Annotated in this window: 20 protein-coding genes; 15 read left to right on the top strand and 5 right to left on the bottom strand. The window is 72.9% G+C overall.

The window, feature by feature from the left end; translation table 11 throughout:
• From ACVGV0_RS08935 to ACVGV0_RS08915, 5 genes are read left to right on the top strand one after another with little or no spacing between them, the layout of a single operon-like run.
• Window positions 1–1,062: a sensor histidine kinase gene (locus ACVGV0_RS08935; RefSeq protein ID WP_459159401.1), complete on the top strand. Its 1,062-nt coding sequence runs from the start codon at window positions 1–3 to the stop codon at window positions 1,060–1,062.
• On the top strand, window positions 1,059–1,844 hold the full coding sequence (locus tag ACVGV0_RS08930; RefSeq protein WP_459159400.1) for a LytR/AlgR family response regulator transcription factor: 786 nt from the start codon (window positions 1,059–1,061) through the stop codon (window positions 1,842–1,844). Before ACVGV0_RS08935 ends, ACVGV0_RS08930 begins: the two co-directional genes overlap by 4 nt.
• A 23-nt stretch (window positions 1,845–1,867) precedes the next feature.
• Window positions 1,868–2,191 carry a hypothetical protein gene (locus ACVGV0_RS08925; protein WP_459159399.1) on the top strand — a complete coding sequence of 108 codons (324 nt, stop codon included), beginning with the start codon at window positions 1,868–1,870 and terminating at the stop codon, window positions 2,189–2,191.
• The gene (locus ACVGV0_RS08920) at window positions 2,188–3,897 is read left to right on the top strand and encodes a sodium/solute symporter (RefSeq protein WP_459159398.1); all 1,710 of its coding nucleotides are present in this window, start codon (window positions 2,188–2,190) and stop codon (window positions 3,895–3,897) included. Before ACVGV0_RS08925 ends, ACVGV0_RS08920 begins: the two co-directional genes overlap by 4 nt.
• A gap of 5 nt (window positions 3,898–3,902) precedes the next feature.
• The gene (locus tag ACVGV0_RS08915) at window positions 3,903–4,601 is read left to right on the top strand and encodes a class I SAM-dependent methyltransferase (RefSeq protein ID WP_459159397.1); all 699 of its coding nucleotides are present in this window, start codon (window positions 3,903–3,905) and stop codon (window positions 4,599–4,601) included.
• Here ACVGV0_RS08915 and ACVGV0_RS08910 read toward each other — a convergent pair.
• Window positions 4,579–5,148 carry a hypothetical protein gene (locus ACVGV0_RS08910; RefSeq protein ID WP_459159396.1) on the bottom strand — a complete coding sequence of 190 codons (570 nt, stop codon included), beginning with the start codon at window positions 5,146–5,148 and terminating at the stop codon, window positions 4,579–4,581. The two genes, ACVGV0_RS08915 and ACVGV0_RS08910, sit on opposite strands and share 23 nt — an antisense overlap.
• A 72-nt stretch (window positions 5,149–5,220) precedes the next feature.
• Between ACVGV0_RS08910 and ACVGV0_RS08905 the strand changes: the two genes are divergently transcribed.
• Window positions 5,221–5,658, top strand: coding sequence for a MarR family winged helix-turn-helix transcriptional regulator (locus ACVGV0_RS08905; protein ID WP_459159395.1), 438 nt, complete (start codon window positions 5,221–5,223; stop codon window positions 5,656–5,658).
• 25 nt (window positions 5,659–5,683) lie between these two features.
• Here ACVGV0_RS08905 and ACVGV0_RS08900 read toward each other — a convergent pair whose 3' ends face one another.
• A complete protein-coding gene (locus ACVGV0_RS08900) occupies window positions 5,684–7,087 on the bottom strand; it encodes a condensation domain-containing protein (RefSeq protein WP_459159394.1) in 1,404 nt (467 codons plus the stop codon).
• Between the two features lie 118 nt (window positions 7,088–7,205).
• Window positions 7,206–8,051, bottom strand: a complete 846-nt coding sequence (locus ACVGV0_RS08895; RefSeq protein WP_459159393.1) for a lysophospholipid acyltransferase family protein — start codon at window positions 8,049–8,051, stop codon at window positions 7,206–7,208.
• Between the two features lie 445 nt (window positions 8,052–8,496).
• Between ACVGV0_RS08895 and ACVGV0_RS08890 the strand changes: the two genes are divergently transcribed.
• Window positions 8,497–9,171, top strand: coding sequence for a potassium channel family protein (locus ACVGV0_RS08890; protein WP_459159392.1), 675 nt, complete (start codon window positions 8,497–8,499; stop codon window positions 9,169–9,171).
• 48 nt (window positions 9,172–9,219) lie between these two features.
• Here ACVGV0_RS08890 and ACVGV0_RS08885 read toward each other — a convergent pair whose 3' ends face one another.
• Both ACVGV0_RS08885 and ACVGV0_RS08880 read right to left on the bottom strand, forming a co-directional pair.
• Window positions 9,220–9,897, bottom strand: coding sequence for a haloacid dehalogenase type II (locus ACVGV0_RS08885; protein WP_459159391.1), 678 nt, complete (start codon window positions 9,895–9,897; stop codon window positions 9,220–9,222).
• A gap of 327 nt (window positions 9,898–10,224) precedes the next feature.
• Window positions 10,225–10,806: a quercetin 2,3-dioxygenase gene (locus tag ACVGV0_RS08880; protein WP_459159390.1), complete on the bottom strand. Its 582-nt coding sequence runs from the start codon at window positions 10,804–10,806 to the stop codon at window positions 10,225–10,227.
• An 89-nt stretch (window positions 10,807–10,895) separates the two neighbouring features.
• Here ACVGV0_RS08880 and ACVGV0_RS08875 point away from each other — a divergent pair, with 89 nt between their 5' ends.
• The 8 genes from ACVGV0_RS08875 (at window position 10,896) to ACVGV0_RS08840 (ending at window position 19,286) form a co-directional block, all read left to right on the top strand.
• Window positions 10,896–11,333 (top strand): MarR family winged helix-turn-helix transcriptional regulator, encoded by a 438-nt coding sequence (locus ACVGV0_RS08875; RefSeq protein WP_459159389.1) that lies wholly within the window; start codon window positions 10,896–10,898, stop codon window positions 11,331–11,333.
• Window positions 11,334–11,590: 257 nt separating this feature from the next.
• Window positions 11,591–12,967, top strand: a complete 1,377-nt coding sequence (locus ACVGV0_RS08870; protein ID WP_459159388.1) for a hypothetical protein — start codon at window positions 11,591–11,593, stop codon at window positions 12,965–12,967.
• 290 nt (window positions 12,968–13,257) lie between these two features.
• Window positions 13,258–14,382 carry an ATP-NAD kinase family protein gene (locus ACVGV0_RS08865; protein ID WP_459159387.1) on the top strand — a complete coding sequence of 375 codons (1,125 nt, stop codon included), beginning with the start codon at window positions 13,258–13,260 and terminating at the stop codon, window positions 14,380–14,382.
• Between the two features lie 8 nt (window positions 14,383–14,390).
• Window positions 14,391–14,576, top strand: coding sequence for a hypothetical protein (locus ACVGV0_RS08860; protein WP_459159386.1), 186 nt, complete (start codon window positions 14,391–14,393; stop codon window positions 14,574–14,576).
• A gap of 59 nt (window positions 14,577–14,635) precedes the next feature.
• On the top strand, window positions 14,636–15,631 hold the full coding sequence (locus tag ACVGV0_RS08855) for a thiamine pyrophosphate-dependent dehydrogenase E1 component subunit alpha (RefSeq protein ID WP_459159385.1): 996 nt from the start codon (window positions 14,636–14,638) through the stop codon (window positions 15,629–15,631).
• 14 nt (window positions 15,632–15,645) lie between these two features.
• Entirely contained in the window at window positions 15,646–16,659 is a 1,014-nt protein-coding gene (locus ACVGV0_RS08850) for an alpha-ketoacid dehydrogenase subunit beta (protein ID WP_459159384.1), read from the top strand.
• 7 nt (window positions 16,660–16,666) lie between these two features.
• Window positions 16,667–17,803 (top strand): acetoin dehydrogenase dihydrolipoyllysine-residue acetyltransferase subunit, encoded by a 1,137-nt coding sequence (locus ACVGV0_RS08845; RefSeq protein WP_459159383.1) that lies wholly within the window; start codon window positions 16,667–16,669, stop codon window positions 17,801–17,803.
• A 208-nt stretch (window positions 17,804–18,011) separates the two neighbouring features.
• Window positions 18,012–19,286, top strand: coding sequence for a GAF domain-containing protein (locus ACVGV0_RS08840; RefSeq protein WP_459159382.1), 1,275 nt, complete (start codon window positions 18,012–18,014; stop codon window positions 19,284–19,286).
• The last annotated feature ends 15 nt before the right edge of the window (window positions 19,287–19,301 follow it).

Raw genomic sequence — 19,301 nt, 5'->3', positions numbered from 1 at the left:
ATGCCGGTGCGCGCTACCAGGACACTGCTACGGCCGGGGAGAGCGGCCGGTGATCCCACGAGCGCGCTGCGCGCGTCCCGGCACCTGCTGGACGACCTCCGCGACGGGATCACCACGCCGGCCGCGGCGCGTGCGCTGGAACGCGCCCGCGAACTGCTGGGCGTTCCGGGGCTCGCGCTGATGGACGTCTCCGGCGAGTCGGTCTGGGCGGGAACGCCGGCCTCCGCCGAGCAGGTGGGGCCGCTCGTCGAGAACACCTGGCGCACCGAGCGCCGCAGCGGGCGCCCCCCGCTGATCACCGTGCCGCTGCACGTCCACGAGGAGCTCGCCGCCGTGCTCGTCGTCTCCGGACGCGCCCGCGCGGGTGCGCTCCGCGAGATCGCCGCGCTGCTCGTCCACGGACTGGAACGCGGTGAGCTCGAGGCCTCGGCCGAGCACGCCGGGCGAGCCGAACTGCGCGCGCTGCGCGCCGAGATCTCCCCGCACTTCGTGCACAACGCGCTGACCGTCATCAGCTCGCTGGTGCGGGGCTCGCCCGAACGCGCCCAGGAGCTGCTGCTCGACTTCGCCGACTACGCCCGCTACACCTTCGCCCGCAGCGACGAGTACACGACGGTCTCCGAGGAGTTCTGCGCCATCGAGACCTACCTCGCGCTGCAGCGGGCCGTGCTGGGCGAGCGCCTGCAGGTCCGCATCCGCGTCGCCCCGGAGGTGCTGGGCGTGGCGCTGCCCTGCCTGATCCTGGAGCCCCTGGTGGAGAACGCGATCCGGCACGGCATCGAACCGCGCACCGAACCCGGCACGCTGGAGGTGCGCGGCGGCGCCGACGGCGACGAGTGCGTGATCACGGTGGAGGACGACGGCCCGGGGATGCCTCCGGAGCACGCGGCCGAACTCCTCGCGGGCGAATCGCCGAGCGGCCGGGTGGGGCTGGCCAATGTGGATCGACGTCTCCGCAAGGTCTACGGTTCCTGGTTCGGGCTGGTCCTGGAAACCGACGTCGGCAGCGGCACGCGCGCCGTGGTCCGGCTGCCGCGTTTCCAAGCGGGAGTGACACCGTGAGCGAACATCGTGGCGAACTGCGCGTTCTCGTCGTCGACGACGTCGCTGAAGCGGCCGACGAGCTGGCCCGGCTGCTGGCGGGCACGCCCGAAGTGGACAGCGTCAGCACCGCGACCGAACCGCTCGCCGCGATCCGCGAGATCGAGCTGCACCCCTTCGACGCCGTGTTCCTCGACATCGCCATGCCCGGCCTGGGCGGGCTGGAACTCGGCTCCCTGCTGGCGCGCCTGGCCGCACCGCCGGTGATCGTGTTCGTCACCGCCCACGCCGAGCACGCCGTGAACGCCTACGGCGTCGGGGCGATCGACTACCTGCTCAAGCCGGTCCGCGCGGAGCGGCTCGCCACCGCCGTGTCCAAGGTGCGGCGCATGGTGCGGGGCACGCACCTGGTGCAGCAGGAGTCGGCCCCGGAAACGGCCGAGGACCTGCCGGTGCTCACGGTGGAGTCCGAGGGGCGCACCTGGTACGTGCGCCGCGAGGACGTGCGGTTCGTGGAGGCCAGCGGCGACTACGTCCGGCTGCGCACCCCGAGCGGACGGCACCCGGTGCGCATGCCGATCTCCCGGCTGGAGCAGCAGTGGGCCGCAGCCCACTTCCTGCGCGTGCACCGCAGCTACCTGGTCGACATCCGCGCCGTGCGCGAGCTGCGCAGCGACTCGGCGGGCAGTCTGCTGGCCCGCACCGACGTCGGCGACGTCCCCGTCAGCCGCCGCCACGCCCGCCAGCTGCGGGAGAGCCTGCTGCACGCAGCGCAGAACGGCCTGCTGGAGGACACCTCGTGAACCGCCCGCGCCGGACGACCGTGATGAGTCCGCGCACGCGCCTGGCCCGGGAACGCGGCCGGATCCGCCGCCGCTGGCCCGCGCGGCGGCTGGACGCCGCCCAGGCGCGGCGCGCGCAGCGCACGCGGCGGACGCTGCTGCCCCCGGTGCTGGGCACGCTCGCGACGCTGGTGCTGCTGCTGTTCGGGCTGCCGGTGCTGCTGTGGTCGCTGCCGGTGCTCACCGAGCTGCGCGTGGCCGGCGTTCCGGCCTCCTGGCTGCTCGTCGGGGCGGCCCCCTTCCCCGCGATGCTCGCGCTGACCTGGTACCACCTGCGGCGGGCCGAGGAGATCGAGGAGAACGTGTGACAGCCGCCGTGTCCGTGGCCGCTCTGCTGGTGCTGACGCTGCTCATCGGCACCCGCGGCGTGGCCGCGATGCGCACCACGTCGGATTTCCTCGTCGCCTCGCGGCAGGTTTCGCCCCTGGTCAACGCCGCGGCCGTGTCCGGCGAGTACCTCTCGGCGGCCTCGTTCCTCGGCATCGCCGGGTTGATGCTCAAGAGCGGTGCGGGAGCGCTGTGGTACGCGGTGGGGTTCACCGCCGGCTACGTCGTGATGCTCACCCTGGTGGCCGCGCCGATGCGGCGGTCGGGGGCGCTGACGGTGCCGGACTTCGCGGAGGCGCGGCTGCAGTCGCTGGCCGTGCGCCGGCTGTCGGCGGTGATCGTGCTGGTCATCGCGACGCTGTACGTCGTCGCGCAGTTCCGCACCGCGGGGCTGGTGCTCGGGCTGATCGCGGGCACGCCGTACTGGGTGGGTGTCGTGCTCGCCGCCGCCACCGTGAGCCTCACGGTGGCGCTGGGCGGCATGCGCGCGGCCACGTACGTGCAAGCCTTCCAGTTCGCGCTGAAACTGGTGCTGTTCGCCGGCTGCGCAGCGGTGCTGCTGGTGCTCGTCGGCGGGCAGACCCGCGAGGAGATGGGCGACCCCGTCGAGTTCACGCACTTCGAGCAGCGCACCCGGGTCACCTTCGACGTTCCGGTCACCCTCGGGATCGCCGAACCCACCCGCGTGCTGGTCGCGGGCGAGCCGCGCACGCTGCCGCCGGGGGAGGTCGACGTCGGCGCGGACGAGCGGTTCACCTTCCCGCGGGGTGCGGCGGTCCCCTCCGTCGACGGCACCGAGCGCCCGGGCGGCCGGGGGTGGGCCCACCCGCTCGTCGACAGCGGCGCGACCGAGCACCCGCTGCTGAGCACCTGGGGCGTGCTCCTGGCGACCATGTTCGGCGCGATGGGCCTGCCGCACATCCTCGTGCGCTTCCACACCAGCCCGAGCGGGGCCGCGGCACGCCGCACCGCGGCGTTCACTGTCGCCCTGCTCAGCGCGTTCTACCTCTTCCCCGGCGTGTACGGGGCGCTGGCGCGGGTGCTCACCCCGCAGCTGTACCTCTCCGGCGGCGCGGACACCGCCGTGGTGGCCCTGCCGATGCACCTCGGCGACGGCCCGGCCGGCACCGTGCTGACGGCGCTGCTGAGCACCGGGGCGTTCTCGGCCGTGCTGGCCACCTCGCTCGGGCTCGTGCTCGTCGTCTCCTCGGCCGTGGCGCACGACCTCATGCCGGCGCGGCTGCGGACGCTGCGGCTGAGCGCGCTCGGCGCGGCCGCCCTGTTCGTCGCCGCGACGCTGCTCGTGCCGAACGCCGATGCCGACGCGCTCGTGACCTGGGCTTTCACCATCGCCGCGGCCACGTTCTGCCCCCTGCTCGTGCTCGGGATCTGGTGGGACGGGCTCACCACCCGCGGTGCGGCCGCGGGCATGACCGCGGGCCTGGTCGCCACTTCGGCGGCGACGTGCGCCGCGCTGTTCGGCCCGGAGCTCGCGCCGTGGGCCACGAGCCTGCTGCGCCAGCCGGCGCTGTGGACCGTGCCGCTGGCGTTCGCGCTGATGCTGCTGGTGTCCCGGTGGGATCCCGCTCCGCGGGGCGATCGCTCGGCGATGGTGCGCCTGCACCTGGCCCGCCCGGCGGGTCCGAGCGCGGGCACCGGAGAACCGGAACCGAGCGAACGGAGGTGAGGACCATGGTCACCGGTTGGGACGATGCGGCGGCCGCGGACGCTTTCACCGCGTTCGACGCGGAGCTGTGGTGGCGGGCGGGCTACCACTACCTCCCGGAGGAGCTCGCGGTCGAGGCCGGGCAGCGCGTGCTCGACGTCGGCTGCGGGCCGGGCGCGGTGGCGCGGTGGCTGGCGCGGACGTGCGACGTCCGCGTCTTCGGCCTCGACCGCTCGCCGGCGATGCTCGAGCGCGCCGCGCGCGAGGCCGACGACGCCCGCGTGTCCTTCCACCGGTTGCGGCACGGCACCCTGGTCCGGCTGCTGCCGCAAGGGTCGGTCGACGCGGCGGTGGCCGCGTTCGTCTACGAGTGCGAACCGCGGTGGGCGGAGCTGGTCGAGCTCACCCGCGGAGTGTTCCGGTCGCTGCGTCCGGCGGGGCGGTTCGTGCTGCTGGCGGGCAATCCGGACACGACGGGCACGCTCTTCGAGGGGCTGCGCCAGGGCGAGCCGGGGGTGTCCTACCGGCCGGGTGATGACCTCCCGGTGGACATGCGCCGGCACGACGGCACGTGGGAGCGGATCTGGGACGTGTTCTGGGACCGCGACAGCTACGAGCGCCTGTTGCGGGAGGCCGGTTTCCGCGTGCTGCACCACCGCAGCCCGGTCGTCGCCGCGGCGGGGGCGGCACCGTTCCTCCTCGTCACGGCTGAGCGCCCGGGGTGACCGCGCGGGCGCGCCGGCGCCGCCGGGCGCCGATCCGGCCCCACGGCTTGTACACGGCGAGGACCGTCGCCGCGAGCAGGCCGAGCGGGGACACCACCGCCGGGAAGACGAGCTCGCCGACGACGGCGTCCGCCGCGCCCTGCTCGCTGAGCGCGCGCCCGCGCTCGGCCGCGGCGAGGACCTGCGGCCGCAGCGCCAGCACCACGAGCGCGACGAAGACGACGTTGATGGCCAGCTTGGCCGCGACCCACCAGTAGCGCAGCAACCCGTACTTCGTCCCCCACCCCAGGGTCAGGCCGCTGACCAGGCACACCACTCCCGCGGCCAGCAGCGGTCCGATCGCGAACAGCTCGAGGGCCCGCAGGCTCACCGCCGCCACCTGCGCGTCCGCCGTGAACAGCGCGGTGAACACGAACACGGCCAGCACCACGTCCATGCCGATCCACGCCCCGGCGGAGACGACGTGCATCAGCAGCGCGGCGCGCCGCGCGCGTCGTCCCAGGTGCGCGGTGCTGCTGCGGGGAGGTGCCGTGCTCGTCGCCGTCATACGGAAAAGGTAGGCGCCTAATCATTAGGCGTCAATCCATTAGGTTCCGAACGTTCGTGCTAGGCTGCGCCCATGCCCCGCCCGCCCGGAACCCCCCTCGGACTCGCCCTCGCGAACACGGCCAAGACCGTCAGCCAGGCCTTCGACGAGGCGCTGGCCGCGGCCGGGGGATCCCGCCCGAGCTGGCTGGTCCTGCGCTCGCTGAAGGCCACCCCCCGGGCCAACCAGCGCGAACTGGCCGCGGCCGTCGGCATCCGCGGCGCGACGCTGACCCAGCACCTGCACGCGATGGAGCAGGACGGGCTGCTCACGCGGCGCCGCGATCCGGACAACAGGCGCGTGCACCTCGTCGAGCTCACCGAGCGGGGCGAAGCCGCGTTCTCCCGGATGCGCGATGCGGCCGCGGCCTTCGACCGACAGCTGCGCAGCGGCCTCGCCCCCGAGGAGGTCGCGCAGCTGGAGCGGCTGCTCGGTCGCCTGCGCGACAACGCCTCCGGCTCGGGGGGATGACTCCGCCCGCGCCGGGGCGCTGCGCTCACGCGCGCGCCGGGGCGGGCACCGGCCGGTGCGCACCGGTCTCCGCGACCGCGCGCACCACGCGCCGCAGCTGCGCCAGGAACGCGCGCGCGGTCCCGCGGGCCCCGCCGGTGTCCGCGTGGGCCGCGGTCACCGACAGCCCGTCGCAGGTGCGGTGGAACCACAGACCGGCGTGCCAGCCGTCGGCCTGCACGAACTTGCCGAGGTTGCACGCGTTCCACTCCGACCAGCCCTCGATCCCCGGAACGCCGCGGAAGTCCATGTAGGACACGTTGAAGGGAGCCTCGGGCAGTTCGCCGAGCAGCTCGGCGACCCTGCCGCTGGGCACGCGCAGCGCGGGGATCGCGCCGCGGATCACCGCCGCGGCATCAGCGTTGACCTCGGCGAAGCTCGCGCCATCGCGCACACCGAGGTGGAACGGCAGCACGTTGACGTACCACCCGAAGGAGGAGACCCACTCGTTGCGGCGGCGCGTGTGCATCGGCAGCGTCGCCCGGAATTCGCGCGTGCCACCGGTCTCCGAGGCCGCGAGGGCGCAGGCGGCCATCACCCCGGTGTGGAACCGCCCGCCGCTGCCCGCGCACACCTCCTCGAACTCGGCGGCCTCCGCGGCGCCCAGCAGCTCCTCGCGGTGCGCCGTCGAGGGCACCACCTGCCCCGGCGCGAGTTCCGGGTCGAACGGGAACGCCGCGTTCCCCTCGCCCGCTCCGTCGAGGAACTTCCGCCACACCCCCGCAGCCGGATGGGCCGAGTCCACATCGGAGGCAGCGGACCGCTCGACCGCGCTGTAGTCCACGTGGCTGCCGGTCGCGGGCAGGCCCACCGGACGGTCGTCCCGCTCGGCGAGGAGCAGTTCCCGGATCTCGTGCGGCACGAGCCCGTTGGAGTAACCGTCGGTGGCGCTGTGGTCGAAGGCCGTGAACACCGTCGCCGTCCCCTCGTGCAGCACCGCGGCGAACACGTAGGCCGGCCACCGCGCCAGCACGTCCGTTCCCTCGTCGAACAGCTCCTCCAACCGAGCGCGCACCTCCGCACCGGAGGTGAAGTCCCCGAGCACGGCGGAGCGGACGGCCAGCTGCTCCGAGGCGTAGGTGAACCGCCGCAGCCGCCCACCGGTGCGGACCAGCCCGGTGCGCAGCCCTTCGTGGCGGCGCACCCAGGCGGCGAAGGCGCCGCGGAGGTGGTCGAGCTCGACCGCCTCCGGCGCGTCGAAGGCGATGGCCAACCACGTGGGCGACCACCGATCCGCGCGCAGCAGCGCCTCCTCGGCGCGCAGGTGGGTCTCCTGCAGGTAGGACGGCGGCCTGTCGTCGGCGGGGGCGGCTCCGGAGGCGGCGGGCCGCACGCGGAACTCCACGAGACGTCCGGGCGGCACGGGGTGGTCGGAGAGCGCGGTGAGCATGAGCTTCCTTCGCGTGTTCGGGGTCGGCAGCAGCGGCCACGAGGGCGCACCGGCGCGTGCGGGTGAGCTCGCCCCCAGCGCTGGTGGCCCGGTGCTGGTCGGCCAGCGCCGAGCCCGCTCAGCGCTGGGGCTGTTCGGCCGGGGCCGGGGCCGCGCAGCTGTCGGGCAGGGGTCCGGCGAGCTCGTCGATCGGTCGTTTCGCGAGGGCGGCCAGGTCGCGGCGGTTCCGCGCGGTTCCCGGGTCGAGCGGGGGCAGCAGGGTGATGTGCAGGTGCAGTCCGCGCATCCGCAGCACGCGGCGCAGCATCGCCGCGGGTGATTCGTCCTGGGCGAAGAACGTCGCCCGCGCGGTCGGCGTTCCGTCCGCCAGCACGCAGCGGAGCAGCACCGGCTGCACGGCGACGTCCGCGTCGAGGGCGGCTTGCAGCACGGCCGGCGGGAACGGCCCGCCGGGTTCCCGGCAGCGGATCTCCCCCTCCGGGCAGACGAGCACGGACTCGCCGGAACGCAGCGCTCCGGCGACGGAGCGGACCATGGCCACCAGTCCCGAGCCGCCGCCCTCGACGAAGACCGCTCCGCTCGCGCGGCTCAACCGGCCGAAGACCGGGTTGTCCGCGGATCCGCTGTCGGCGACGAGGACGAAGTGGCCGAACCGCGCCAGCATCGCCATCCCGTCGAAGGCGGACACGTGGTTGGACGTCACGAGCTTCGCACCGGGGTGCTCGGGCGCGCCGTCGATGCGGACGGAGATCCCGGCGGCCCGGAGCAGGCAGCGCGACCACAGCTGCAGCAGGCGCCGCGCGGACCGCTCGGACGACCACCGGCTGGCCCACCCGAACGCGATCGCCACCAGGTGCGAGACCGCGACGGCGACCTGCCGCAGGGAGCGGTGCACCACGCCGACGCGGGGCGGGGCGTCGTCCGGGGGCAGGCACGCGGGTCGGCAGCGGTTGTGCACGGTCACCAATCCATCGAGGTACTGGACAGGAGCGGAACGTCCGCTGTGGACGATCCGCCGAACGGGCGCACCATCGCGGCGCCGCCCCATCCTGCGATGCGTGTCCACTCCGGCGTTTCCCCCATCGGGAACGCCCCGTGCCGAAGTTTCCCGCGCGTCACCGCGAATTTGCCGCAATGTCCCCGCGCGTTCCGCGTGCGCGGGGAGCTCCGCGTCGGAATCCACTCGATCGAGTGATCCTCGCGATTTCGGTCGTCCACCGCGCCGGCCCTCCACCGCACCGGTCGGGCCAGTCGCTGCGCGCCGGTGCTCGACGGCGCCGCTCGTGCACCGCGCCGTGCGCCGTCCGCGCAGTCCGGGCGGTACGACGTTCGCCCGCCGCACGCGGGCGGTGGCATCATCGTGGTGGCACGTGCACCGGAAGGAACCGGCGAGCGGAGAGGACGCGTCGTTGGCTGAATCCCACCGCCCGCACCGCCGCGACCGGGTCGTGGTGATCGGGCTCGGCCGGTTCGGTGGCTCCCTGGCCGCGGAACTGACCGAGCGGGGCTCCGAAGTGCTCGCCCTGGACAACCGTCCGAACGTCATCCACCAGTTCGCCGATTCGGTCGCCTACGCCGCCGTCACCGACGCGACCGACCCGGAAAGCCTCCGGCAGCTCGACGTGCACCACTACCGCACCGCGGTCAACGCCATCGGTGACGACCTCGAGTCGAGCGTGCTGACCACGTCGAACCTGACGGACATGGGCCTCCCGCACATCTGGGCGAAGGCGGTGACCCGGCAGCACGCGCGCATCCTCGAGCGCGTCGGCGCCAACCACGTGGTCCTGCCGGAGCACGACATGGGCCGGCGCACCGCCCACCTGGTCACCGGGCGCATGCTGGACTACATCCAGCTCGAGGACGACTTCGCGATCGCCAAGACCCGCGCTCCGGCCGGTTCGCTCGACAAGCCGCTGGAGGAGAGCCGCATCCGCAGCCACTACCGCGTCACCATCGTCGGCATCAAACGCCCCGGCGAGGGCTTCACCTACGCCACGCAGCGCACGGTGCTGCACGCCGACGACCTGCTCATCATCTCCGGCCTGACCGGCGATGTCGAGCGCTTCGCCAACCTGACCTGAGCACCGGCGCCCGCAGGGTCCGGCGCACGGCGGCGCTGCGGGCTCACCTCAGGGCTGCGCGGGCATGTCCTTCAACGCCTCGGCGACGTCGACGAGGTCCTCCCCGGTCACGTCCGGTGGGGCGCACACGTCGGAGTAGTGCCCCTCGAGACGGCTGGCCCATCCCGCGGTGAGCCCGGCGCGCTTGGCGCCGTGGCAGTCGAAGGCGTGCACCGCCACGAGGGCGACCTCGTTCGCCGGCAGGCCGAGACGCCGCAACGTGTGCTCGTACACCCCGGTCACGGGTTTCCAGCCGGGCACGTCGGCCACCGTCAGGACCTCCTCGACGTAGCCGTCGAGACCGCTGCGGGAGAGGAAGCTCGTGGTGGCCTCGGTCGTGCCGTTGCTCAGGCACACCATCCGGAGCCCGGCCTCGGACAGCGTGCGCATCGCCGGTTCGGCGTCGGGGTGCGCCGGGAGCTCGGCCAGGCCCGCGAGGACGTAGTCCACCGCGTCGTCGTCGAGCTCCCCCCGCGACAACGTCCGCAGCGAGGTCGCCGCGACCGCGGGGAACGGCTCGTAGTCCCCGGTCAGCGTCAACGTCATGCCCTCGCGCAGCACCCGGTCGAACCAGTGCTCCAGCAGGTTGCCGGCCAGGCCGACGTCGATGAAGCGGTCGCGGAGCGGGTCCAGGGACATCAGCGTCTCGATCACGTCGAACACCACTGCGTGCGGCCGGGTCGGCATGGAAGCTCCTCGCTGGATCGGTGCTCGCTCCGCCCGTCGCCGGGCGGGACCCCCGTCATCGTGCCACGCACGAGACCTCGGATGTCCGCCCGCGCGGACCGCGGTCGCACTTCCCTCCGTTCGGAGGACGGACCCGGGCCGGAGCACGACCGCGCCCCGGAGGAGCGCCACCGGTGGCTGCACGGGACCCGGCCCTCGCGCTGGAGACCGAGCCCGGGGTGCGGACGCTGGCCGCGGCTCGGCCGCAGCGGCCCGCCAGGCAAGCGGCGCAGCCGCTTTCCACCGCGTACCGGCCAATCCGCGGACTCCCCGACCGAGCACGCCGGTTCAGGCCTCGCCACCGGTGCGGAAGCTCGGGGTGTGCCAGGTGTGCTCCGGCAGGAACTCCACGTCGTACTCGCGCGGCACGCGGGCGAAGTCCGCCGCGGCGGGGACGACGGGCTCCCGCGGCAGGCCGAGCTGCTCGGTCGGCACGCCCAGGTTCTCGAAGAACCGCTCGAAGGTGCCGCCCGGGCCGGCCGCCACGCCGACGATGCGGCTGTGGTGCCGTTCGATCCGGTAGGCGTGCGGGCAGTCCTTCGGCACGAATCCGAAGTCACCGGCGCCGAGCAGCTTCTCGTACTGCTCTCCGGCGGTGTCCTCGACGAACACGCGCACGGCACCGCCGGTGACGTAGAAGACCTCGTAGGTGTTCGGATGGCTGTGGGCCGGGATGACGTCGCCCTGCGGCCCCTCGCAGGTGAAGAAGTTGAACGTGCCCTCCGTCTGCTCCCCGCCGGCGTAGACGGTCACCAGATCGCCGAACAGGTGCGCGCGGTCTCCCCTCCCCTGCTCGACGAAGTACGGCGTTCCCGGTTCGGGCGGGATGCGCGAGCGCGAGCGGTGCGGCGTCGCGAACTCCATCGTCATGTGCCACCTCCTGCGACGTGTCACTGTCAGGGTACCTGACATATATCGTGCCGCGGGGACGCCGCCCGACCACCGCACCGCGAGGGACCATGAACGAGCCGAACCTGCCGCAACTGCTCACCGCGGCCAAGCGCTGGTTCGACGACGCGCTGCTCACCGGCATGCGCGAGGCCGGCGAACAGCCCGTGACCGCGGCCCAGGCGTCCGTGTTCGCCCACCTCGACCCGGACGGGACCTCGATCGCCGAACTCGCGCGCCGGATCGGAACCGCCCGGCAGTCGGCGCACCAGGCGGCGCACGCGCTCATCGCAGCGGGACTGCTCGAGCAGGTACCCGACCCCGGCTCGGCGCGCACCCGGCTGGTCCGCCGCACCGCCGAGGGCGAGCGCGTCCACCGCCGCGCGCTGCGGACGATCGGACACGTCGAAGACGCCCTCGCCGAGCGCATCGGCCGCGACGCGTTCACCGCCCTCCGCTCCGCCCTCGCCCAGCCGTGGGGCGAGCCGCCCGCAGTCCGCGAGGACTGAACACCGGAGCGCGCCGCAGCGCCCGCGGCCGCACAGCTGGAGAGCTCACCAACACCACCTCACACGACGAAACATGATTCACCGCGCACCCCAAAAACAGGAGCAGTACATACTCTCATCAGTCGATCCCTGCTCCGGACGCACGACGACGATCGGGGCATGCTCAGAACATCAACCGACAAGCGGAAAGACACGACATCTCCGTCGTGCTGACCTGGATGCTGCTGATCAACCGACTGAGATCCAGGAGGACCACGGTGGACGCCTGGGAATCGATAAACGAACTCCGCAAGAACACCACGCTACCGGTGCACTCCAACCAGACGCTGTCCGCGAAAGTATCCGAACAGCGAAACAAGGAGAACGAGCGACGCCTCAAGAGCAACAAAATTCCGATTGGCGATCTTCCGGAATTTAACCCGACCACCGGAACTCCTGAGAGCGACGCCGTCACCACCCCGCCTGTCGGCCTGCTGCATATTCTTGCGCGCGCAACCGCATTGTCGAGCCATGACTCCTCGCGTGTGCTAGCCCGACACTGGGACTGCCTTCGATACGTCGCAGCATTGCAAGCCGCTCCCGACGGGATGACATTGTCCCAAGATGGAAACGATAAGCGATTTCATCGGCGTCGCGTGCAGGCTGAGGACCTCGGCACTGCGTTCGGGATCGCCGCAGCTCGGAAGATCATGACGCAGCGACACCGCGGATACCGGTTCGACGTTGTCGATGCGGACGTCGCACTGGAGGCCGGCTGGAAGCTCCGGAACCTCTCAAGCGACGCGCGAGAACTCCTGTCGAACCGCCATAAATATTTCCTGGTGGGCCATAAGGCGCGGCAACCACTCCTGCTCGCTTCCGTCGAATGCCGCGGGTCGCACGGCCAACTCGACGACCAACATCTGCAACTGGCTACCGGAGCACCACGGCTTCCGCTCATCGCCATCGGGAATGACTGCACACCGCTGCCCGGCGTGGTGACATCAACAGCGTTGTTTCCGGAATCAGGCGCCATCCGGACACATGCTCTCCCGACCACCGGGAACCCGCACATCGCACCCCCGGAAGGAAGTACAAAATTCGGATCCCCGGTAGACGAGGGAAACATCTTTCCCGGAATTCCATACACGGACCCCGCAGGAAAGCGGGACAGGCGTCCAGGGTTCCATCTCACCGAAGGGAATCGCGAGTGGTTCTCGCACGCACTCGCTCGCACTGCCGCAGCATCGCTGCTGACTTTCGCCGGGGACCGCAACGCAGCGAGTAAACTGCTCACCAAGCGGCAGGGCGGACGCCTGGGCAGTCAACATTCCCGAGGCAGTACAGGGATGAGCTGTGACACGCCTATCACTCTGGGTGGGATGGAATTCGAGGGCACTGACCACGTGTTCCGGTTTGACGGCGTACGAGTGGAAGCCTTCTCCGGACTGGAGAAAATCCTGCACAGGCAACTCGCGAGCCAGGAGCTGGCCAGCTACGAAGCCGCACTGCCCGCCGTCTTGCAGCAGTGGCGGCAGCAGAAGTCCCGAATCGAGCAGGACTGGGGCGGGGTGATCCACATGGATCCGGCCGGTTCGGTCCTGGCGATCAGGGCACAACCAGGCACGGAGTCCGAGTGCACGCCACTCCTCTAAGCAGGTGAGCTGCGGCGCGCCCACTCGTGCACGACACCGGGCCGGAGCGCGCCGCAGCGCCCGCGGCCGCACCCCGCACCCCCAGCAACGCCACCCCGCGCCGCAGCAACGCCACCCCGCGCCGCAGCAACGCCGCGGAGCACCGCACCGGGCCGTGCCCTGATCGCGGCACACGGCGCGCGCCGAGCCCGGCACTGGCGCATGGTGCACAGCGGGGTTTGCAACCCCGCTGCAACCCTTCTCACACACCTTTGTGACGAGTATCACTGGGACATGGAGCTGGTGACGCCGTGCTGGAGGCCGAGGCCGCGATGGGTGCGTCAACGATCGGTGTGATCGCCAACCCGATGTCCGGGCGCGACATCCGGCGGCTCGTCGCGCAGGCCTCGGTGTTCCCGAACGCCGAGAAGGCGAACATGGTGCTGCGGTTGATCTCCGCGGCGGGGCGGCTCGCGGTGGACCGCGTCCTCGTCTCCGCCGACGACGCCGGCATCGCAGCGGCCGTGCGACGCGCGCACCTCAAGCAGCGCGACGCGGGCGCCCACCCCGAAGTCACCTTCCTGCGCCCCGAGGCCCCGGAGGGAACCGCCGCCGACACCCGCGATCTCGTGCGCCGGATGCGCGCGCAGGGCGCCGACGCGATCGCGCTGCTCGGCGGGGACGGCACGATCCGCGCCGCCGTCCCGGAACTCGGCGACACCCCGGTGCTGCCGCTGTCGACCGGGACGAACAACGCCTTCCCGCAGGTCTGGGAGGCCACCGTGGCGGGCGTGGCGATCAGCCTGCTCGCCACCGGCCGGATCGGTGCCGACGAGGCCGCCGGGCGCCCCAAGGTGCTGTGGGTGGAGTGCGGCCGGGCGCGGGAACCAGCCCTGGTCGACGTGTGCGTGTCCACCGAGACCGACGTGGGCGCCCGGGCCCTGTGGCGGGTGGGCGCGCTGCGCGAGCTGTACTGCACCTTCGCCCGGCCGCAGGCGATCGGCCTGTCCGCCGTCGCCGGTCAGCTCGACCCCACCGCCCCGGAGGACGAGCACGGTGTCGCGGTGCACCTGTCCGGCACCGCGCCGGCGCCGCGCTCGGTGCTCGCCCCGATCGCCCCGGGCCTGCTCGACACGGTCGGGGTGCTCGGCACCTCGCGCATGACCGACGGGGTCAGCGCGCTGAGCACCGTTCCCGCGGGGACCGTGGCCCTCGACGGCGAGCGCGAGCTGGAGTTCGGCGGCGGCGACCCCGTCCGCATCACGCTGCGCCGCACCGGACCGCGCGTGGTCGACATCGGCACCGTCCTGCGGTTGGCGGCCGACCGCGGCCTGCTGCGCACCGAGGACGGCACCACCGGCGGGGCCGGCAGGACCGCCGCGGCGCGCGGCGCGGCCGCGCAGCGGGAAACGCAACCGGGCACAACGGCGTGTTGAGGAGCGCGATGAGCATCGAGGGGACCAACGCCGTCGTCACCGGAGCGGCGCGGGGCACCGGACGGGCGATCGCGCTCGGACGGCTGCAGCGGCCGGAGGACGTCGCCAGTTCCGTGTCCTACCTGGCCGGTCCCGACTCGGACCGCACGACCGGCCAGTCGGCGGTGATCGGCGGCGGCGTGGTGGTGCGTTGAGCACGACCGCCGCACGACCACCGGTGAACGGGTCAATCCCACGTGGAGGAGGCACCGAGATGACCGAGACCCTCGCGGCACCGGGATCCCCGGATCTCGATTCGGCCGCACTGCACGAGGCCTACCGCACCATGCGCACGATCCGCGCGTTCGAGGAACGCGTGCACGAGGAGTTCGCCACCGGCGACATCCCCGGGTTCGTGCACCTCTACGCCGGCGAGGAGGCCTCGGCTGCCGGCGTGTGCGCGCACCTGGACGAGCGCGACACGATCGCCAGCACCCACCGCGGGCACGGGCACTGCATCGCCAAGGGCGTGGACCCCGCGGAGATGATGGCCGAGGTCTACGGCCGCAGCACCGGCTCGTGCCACGGCAAGGGCGGGTCGATGCACATCGCCGATCTGTCCAGGGGCATGCTCGGCGCCAACGGCATCGTCGGCGGCGGCCCGCCGCTGATCTGCGGTACCGCGCTGGCCGCCAAGCAGCGCGGCACCGGTGGTGTGGGCGTGGCCTTCTTCGGCGACGGCGCCAGCAACCAGGGCACCACGCTGGAGGCGATGAACCTCGCCGCGGTGTGGAACTTGCCGGCCGTGTTCGTCGCGGAGAACAACGGCTACGCCGAAGCGACCGCGAGCACGTGGTCGGTGGCGGCGGACAACATCGCCGACCGGGCCGCCGGTTTCGGCATGCCCGGCGTCATCGTCGACGGGTTCGACTTCTTCGCCGTGCACGAAGCCGCCGGCGAGGCCGTCGCCCGCGCCCGCGAGGGAGGTGGCCCCACGCTCATCGAGGTCACCTTCACCCGCTACTTCGGCCACTTCGAGGGCGATCAGCAGGCCTACCGCGGCGACGAGGTCGCGCGGGCGCGCGCCGAACGCGACTGCCTGCAGCGCTTCCGCGACCGGGTCACCGAAACCGGCCGCCTGTCCACATCGGACTTGGACGCGGTGGACGGCGAAGTGGCCGCGCTGATCGACGGTGCCGTGCAGCGGGCCAAGGAAGCGCCCAAACCCACCCGAGCCGACCTGGAAACCGACGTGTACGTCGCGTACTGAGCGAGGAGTTCGCAATGGCCAGGACGATCAGTTACCGCGAGGCGCTCAGCGAAGCGCTGCGGCAGGAGATGGAACGCGACGAGAACGTCATCGTCATGGGCGAGGACAACGCCGGAGGTGCCGGCGGGGCCGGGGCCGAGGACGCCTGGGGCGGTGTGCTCGGTGTGACCAAGGGGCTGTACCACCAGTTCCCGGGACGCGTGCTGGACACCCCGATCACCGAGTCCGGGTTCATCGGTGCGGCGATCGGCGCGGCCACCCGCGGGATGCGCCCGGTCGCCGAGCTGATGTTCATGGACTTCATGGGCGTGTGCTTCGACCAGATCTTCAACCAGGCGGCGAAGTTCCGGTACATGTTCGGCGGCAAGGCCGTCACCCCCGTCGTCATCCGCACCATGTACGGGGCCGGGCTGCGCGCCGCCGCGCAGCACTCGCAGACGCTGTACGGGACGTTCACCTCCGTGCCCGGCCTGAAGGTCGTGGTGCCCTCGAACCCGTACGAGGCGAAGGGGTTGATGACCCAGGCGATCCGCGACGACGACCCGGTGATCTTCTGCGAGCACAAGACCATGTACGACACCTCCGGCGAAGTCCCGGAGGAGAGCTACACGATCCCGTTCGGCGAGGCCGAGTTCGTCCGCGAAGGCCGCGACGCCACGGTCGTGGCCATCGGCCGGATGGTCTCGGTGGCCGGCGACGCCGCCGAGGACCTGTCCTCCTCGGGCATCGAGTGCGAGGTGATCGACCCGCGCACCACCAGCCCGCTGGACATGGACTCGATCGTCGAGAGCGTCGAGCAGACCGGCCGGCTCGTGGTCGTCGACGAATCCACACCGCGGTGCAACGTGGCCACCGACATCTGCGCGCAGGTCGCCTCGCAGGCCTTCCACGCGCTGCGCGCACCGGTGCAGATGGTCACCGCCCCGCACACGCCGGTGCCGTTCTCCGACTCGCTGGAGGACCTCTACATCCCGGACGCGCAGCGCGTCGCGAACGCGGTGAAGACGACCGTCGAAGGGACGAGGTGAGCGGCGCATGGCCGACGACCGGATTCAACGGGTGGTCATGCCCAAATGGGGCCTGTCGATGAAGACGGGCAAGGTCACCGAGTGGATCGCCGCCGAAGGCGACGAGATCAGCTCCGGCGACGACCTCGCCGAGGTGGAGACCGACAAGATCGCGGGCACGATCGAGTCCACGTGGGAGGGGCAGCTGCGCCGGATCGTCGCCCGGGTCGGCTCCGACGCGCCCGTGGGAGCCACGATCGCCGTCATCGCCCCGCAGGAGGTCCCCGACGAGGAGGTCGACGCGGTGGCCACCGAGGCCGCCGAGCAGATCGCCGCCGGGGAGGTGGAGGAGGAGGAGGCGGGCCCGCGCGTGGACACCGCCGACGTGGACGGCCGGTCGCTGAGCTACTCGGTGCTCGGCGAGGACGCCCCCGGCGAACCGCTGGTGCTGGTGCACGGCTACGGCGGGGACAAGAACTCCTGGCTGTTCGTGCAGGAACCCCTCGCCCAGCAGCGGCCGGTGTACGCGCTGGACCTGCCCGGCCACGGCGCCTCGGGCAAGGACCTCGGCGGCGGCGACGTGCTGGGCACGCTCACGCGGGCGGTCACCGGGTTCCTCGACGCGCTCGGCATCGCCCGCGCCCATCTCGTCGGGCACTCGCTCGGCGGAGCCGTGTCCGCCTCCGCGGCGGAAGCCGCCCCGCAGCGGGTCGCCTCGCTGACCCTGCTCGCCCCGGCCGGGTTCGGATCGCGGATCAACGCCGACTACGTCCGCGGGTTCGCCGCGGCGGGCACCCGTCGCGAGCTCAAACCGCACGTCGGCGAGCTGTTCGCCGACTCCTCGCAGGCCACGCGGCAGATCGTGGACGACCTGCTGAAGTACAAGCGGCTCGACGGGGTCGGCGAGGCGCTGTCGGCCCTGGTGGGGGCGCTCGTGGCCGAGGGCGACGTGCAGGCCGTGGACGTGCAGCGCCTCACCGCGGGACTGGACGTGCCGGTGATCGCGGTGTGGGGCGAGCAGGACCGGATCCTGCCCGCGGACAACGCGGCCGCCCTGCCCGAAGCGGTGCGGCTCACCCGCCTCGACGAGGCCGGCCACATGGTGCACATGGAAGCGCCGCGCTCGGTCGTCGAGGCCGTCGGCGCGGCCACCGGCGAGCGGTGACCGCGGGCGCGCCGGTGCCGTCCCCGGGAGCTGCCCGCCTCGGTCGGGGAGGGCAGCTCCGTGCCGGCACCGGCCGGACCGCGGACCGGATCGATCCGGTCCGCGGTCTCCGTGGCGCGTGCGCTGCGACGTCGGCAGAATCGGAGCCGCGCGCGCAGGAGGCGCGCCGCGGGCACCACGCCCCGCGCCACGTCCGAGGGAGACGCCGGTGCGTCGTGACCAGCTGGAACCCGCTGTGCCCACGGGCACGGACCCGCGCAGGTACGCGCGCGTGCTGGCAGCGGTGCACGAGGCGACCCTGAGCGGCTCCTCCCCACCGGTGCGCCCGCGCGGCGTCATCGCGCAGTCCTGGTCGCGCGTGCGGGCCGGCGGGCTCGACCCGGACCGCGGTTTCGACCCGGCACCGCTGCCACCGGACGAGGTCGAGCGGCGGCGCCGCACCTGCAAGCTCGGCGAGCTCCTGCCCCAGCTGCGCGGCGAGCTCGTGGCCGTCGCCGACGCGGCCGCGCACATCATGGTCATCGCCGACGCCGACGGCCGCGTGCTGTGGCGCGACGGCAGCTCCGCGGTGCACCGCCGGGCGGACGCGTTGACCTTCGTCGAGGGCGCCGACTGGAGCGAGCGCACCGTCGGCACGAACGCGATCGGCACCGCCCTGGCCACCGGCCGTCCCGTGCAGGTGTACTCCGCCGAGCACTACGTGCGCACGCACCACCCGTGGACCTGCTCGGCCTCACCGATCAACGACCCCGCCAGCGGTGCGGTCCTCGGCGTCGTCGACGTCAGCGGCCCGGCGGCCACGGTGCACGCGAGCACGCTCGCCCTGGTCGACGCGGTCGCCAAGCTCGGCGAGATGCACCTGCGCACCGCCCACCAGGAGGAACTGGAGCGGTTGCGGGCGGTCTCCGCCCCGCTGCTCGCCCGCGGCACCTCGCCCGCGCTCGTCGTCGACCGGCACGGCTGGGTCGCGGCGGTCTCCGGCACCACCCCGGTCGACCGCGTGCTGCTGCCCGAACTCGGTGAGGACGCCGAGACGTGGGTCCCGGCGCTGGGCCCGTGCGCGGCCGAGCCGCTGCCCGGTGGCTGGCTGCTGCGGCCCGGCGGCGACGGGCCGCCGGCTTGCACCACCGCCCAGTTGGACCTGCGGCGGACGAGCGGCTGCACGCTCACCGTGAGCGGCCCCAGCGGCACGTGGGAGCACCGGCTGACCCCGCGCCACGCCGAGATCCTGTACGTGCTGGCGCGCACGCCCGAGGGGCGCAGCGCCGCCGCGCTGGCCGGGGACCTGTTCGGCGATGCCGACCGCACCACCACCACCCGCGCCGAGATGTCCCGGCTGCGGCGCCATCTCGGCGGGGTGATCGCCCAGCGCCCGTACCGCTTCGACGAGCGCGTCGACGTGCGGGTGCTGCACCCGGAACCCCCTGCCGAACCGCTGCCGGAGAGCGCTGCCCCGGGGGTGCTGCGGCTGCGCACCTGCTGACGCCCGGGGCGGGCC

The organism is Salinifilum ghardaiensis, assembly GCF_054491345.1.
This window is presented reverse-complemented; position numbering and strand designations above follow the sequence as displayed.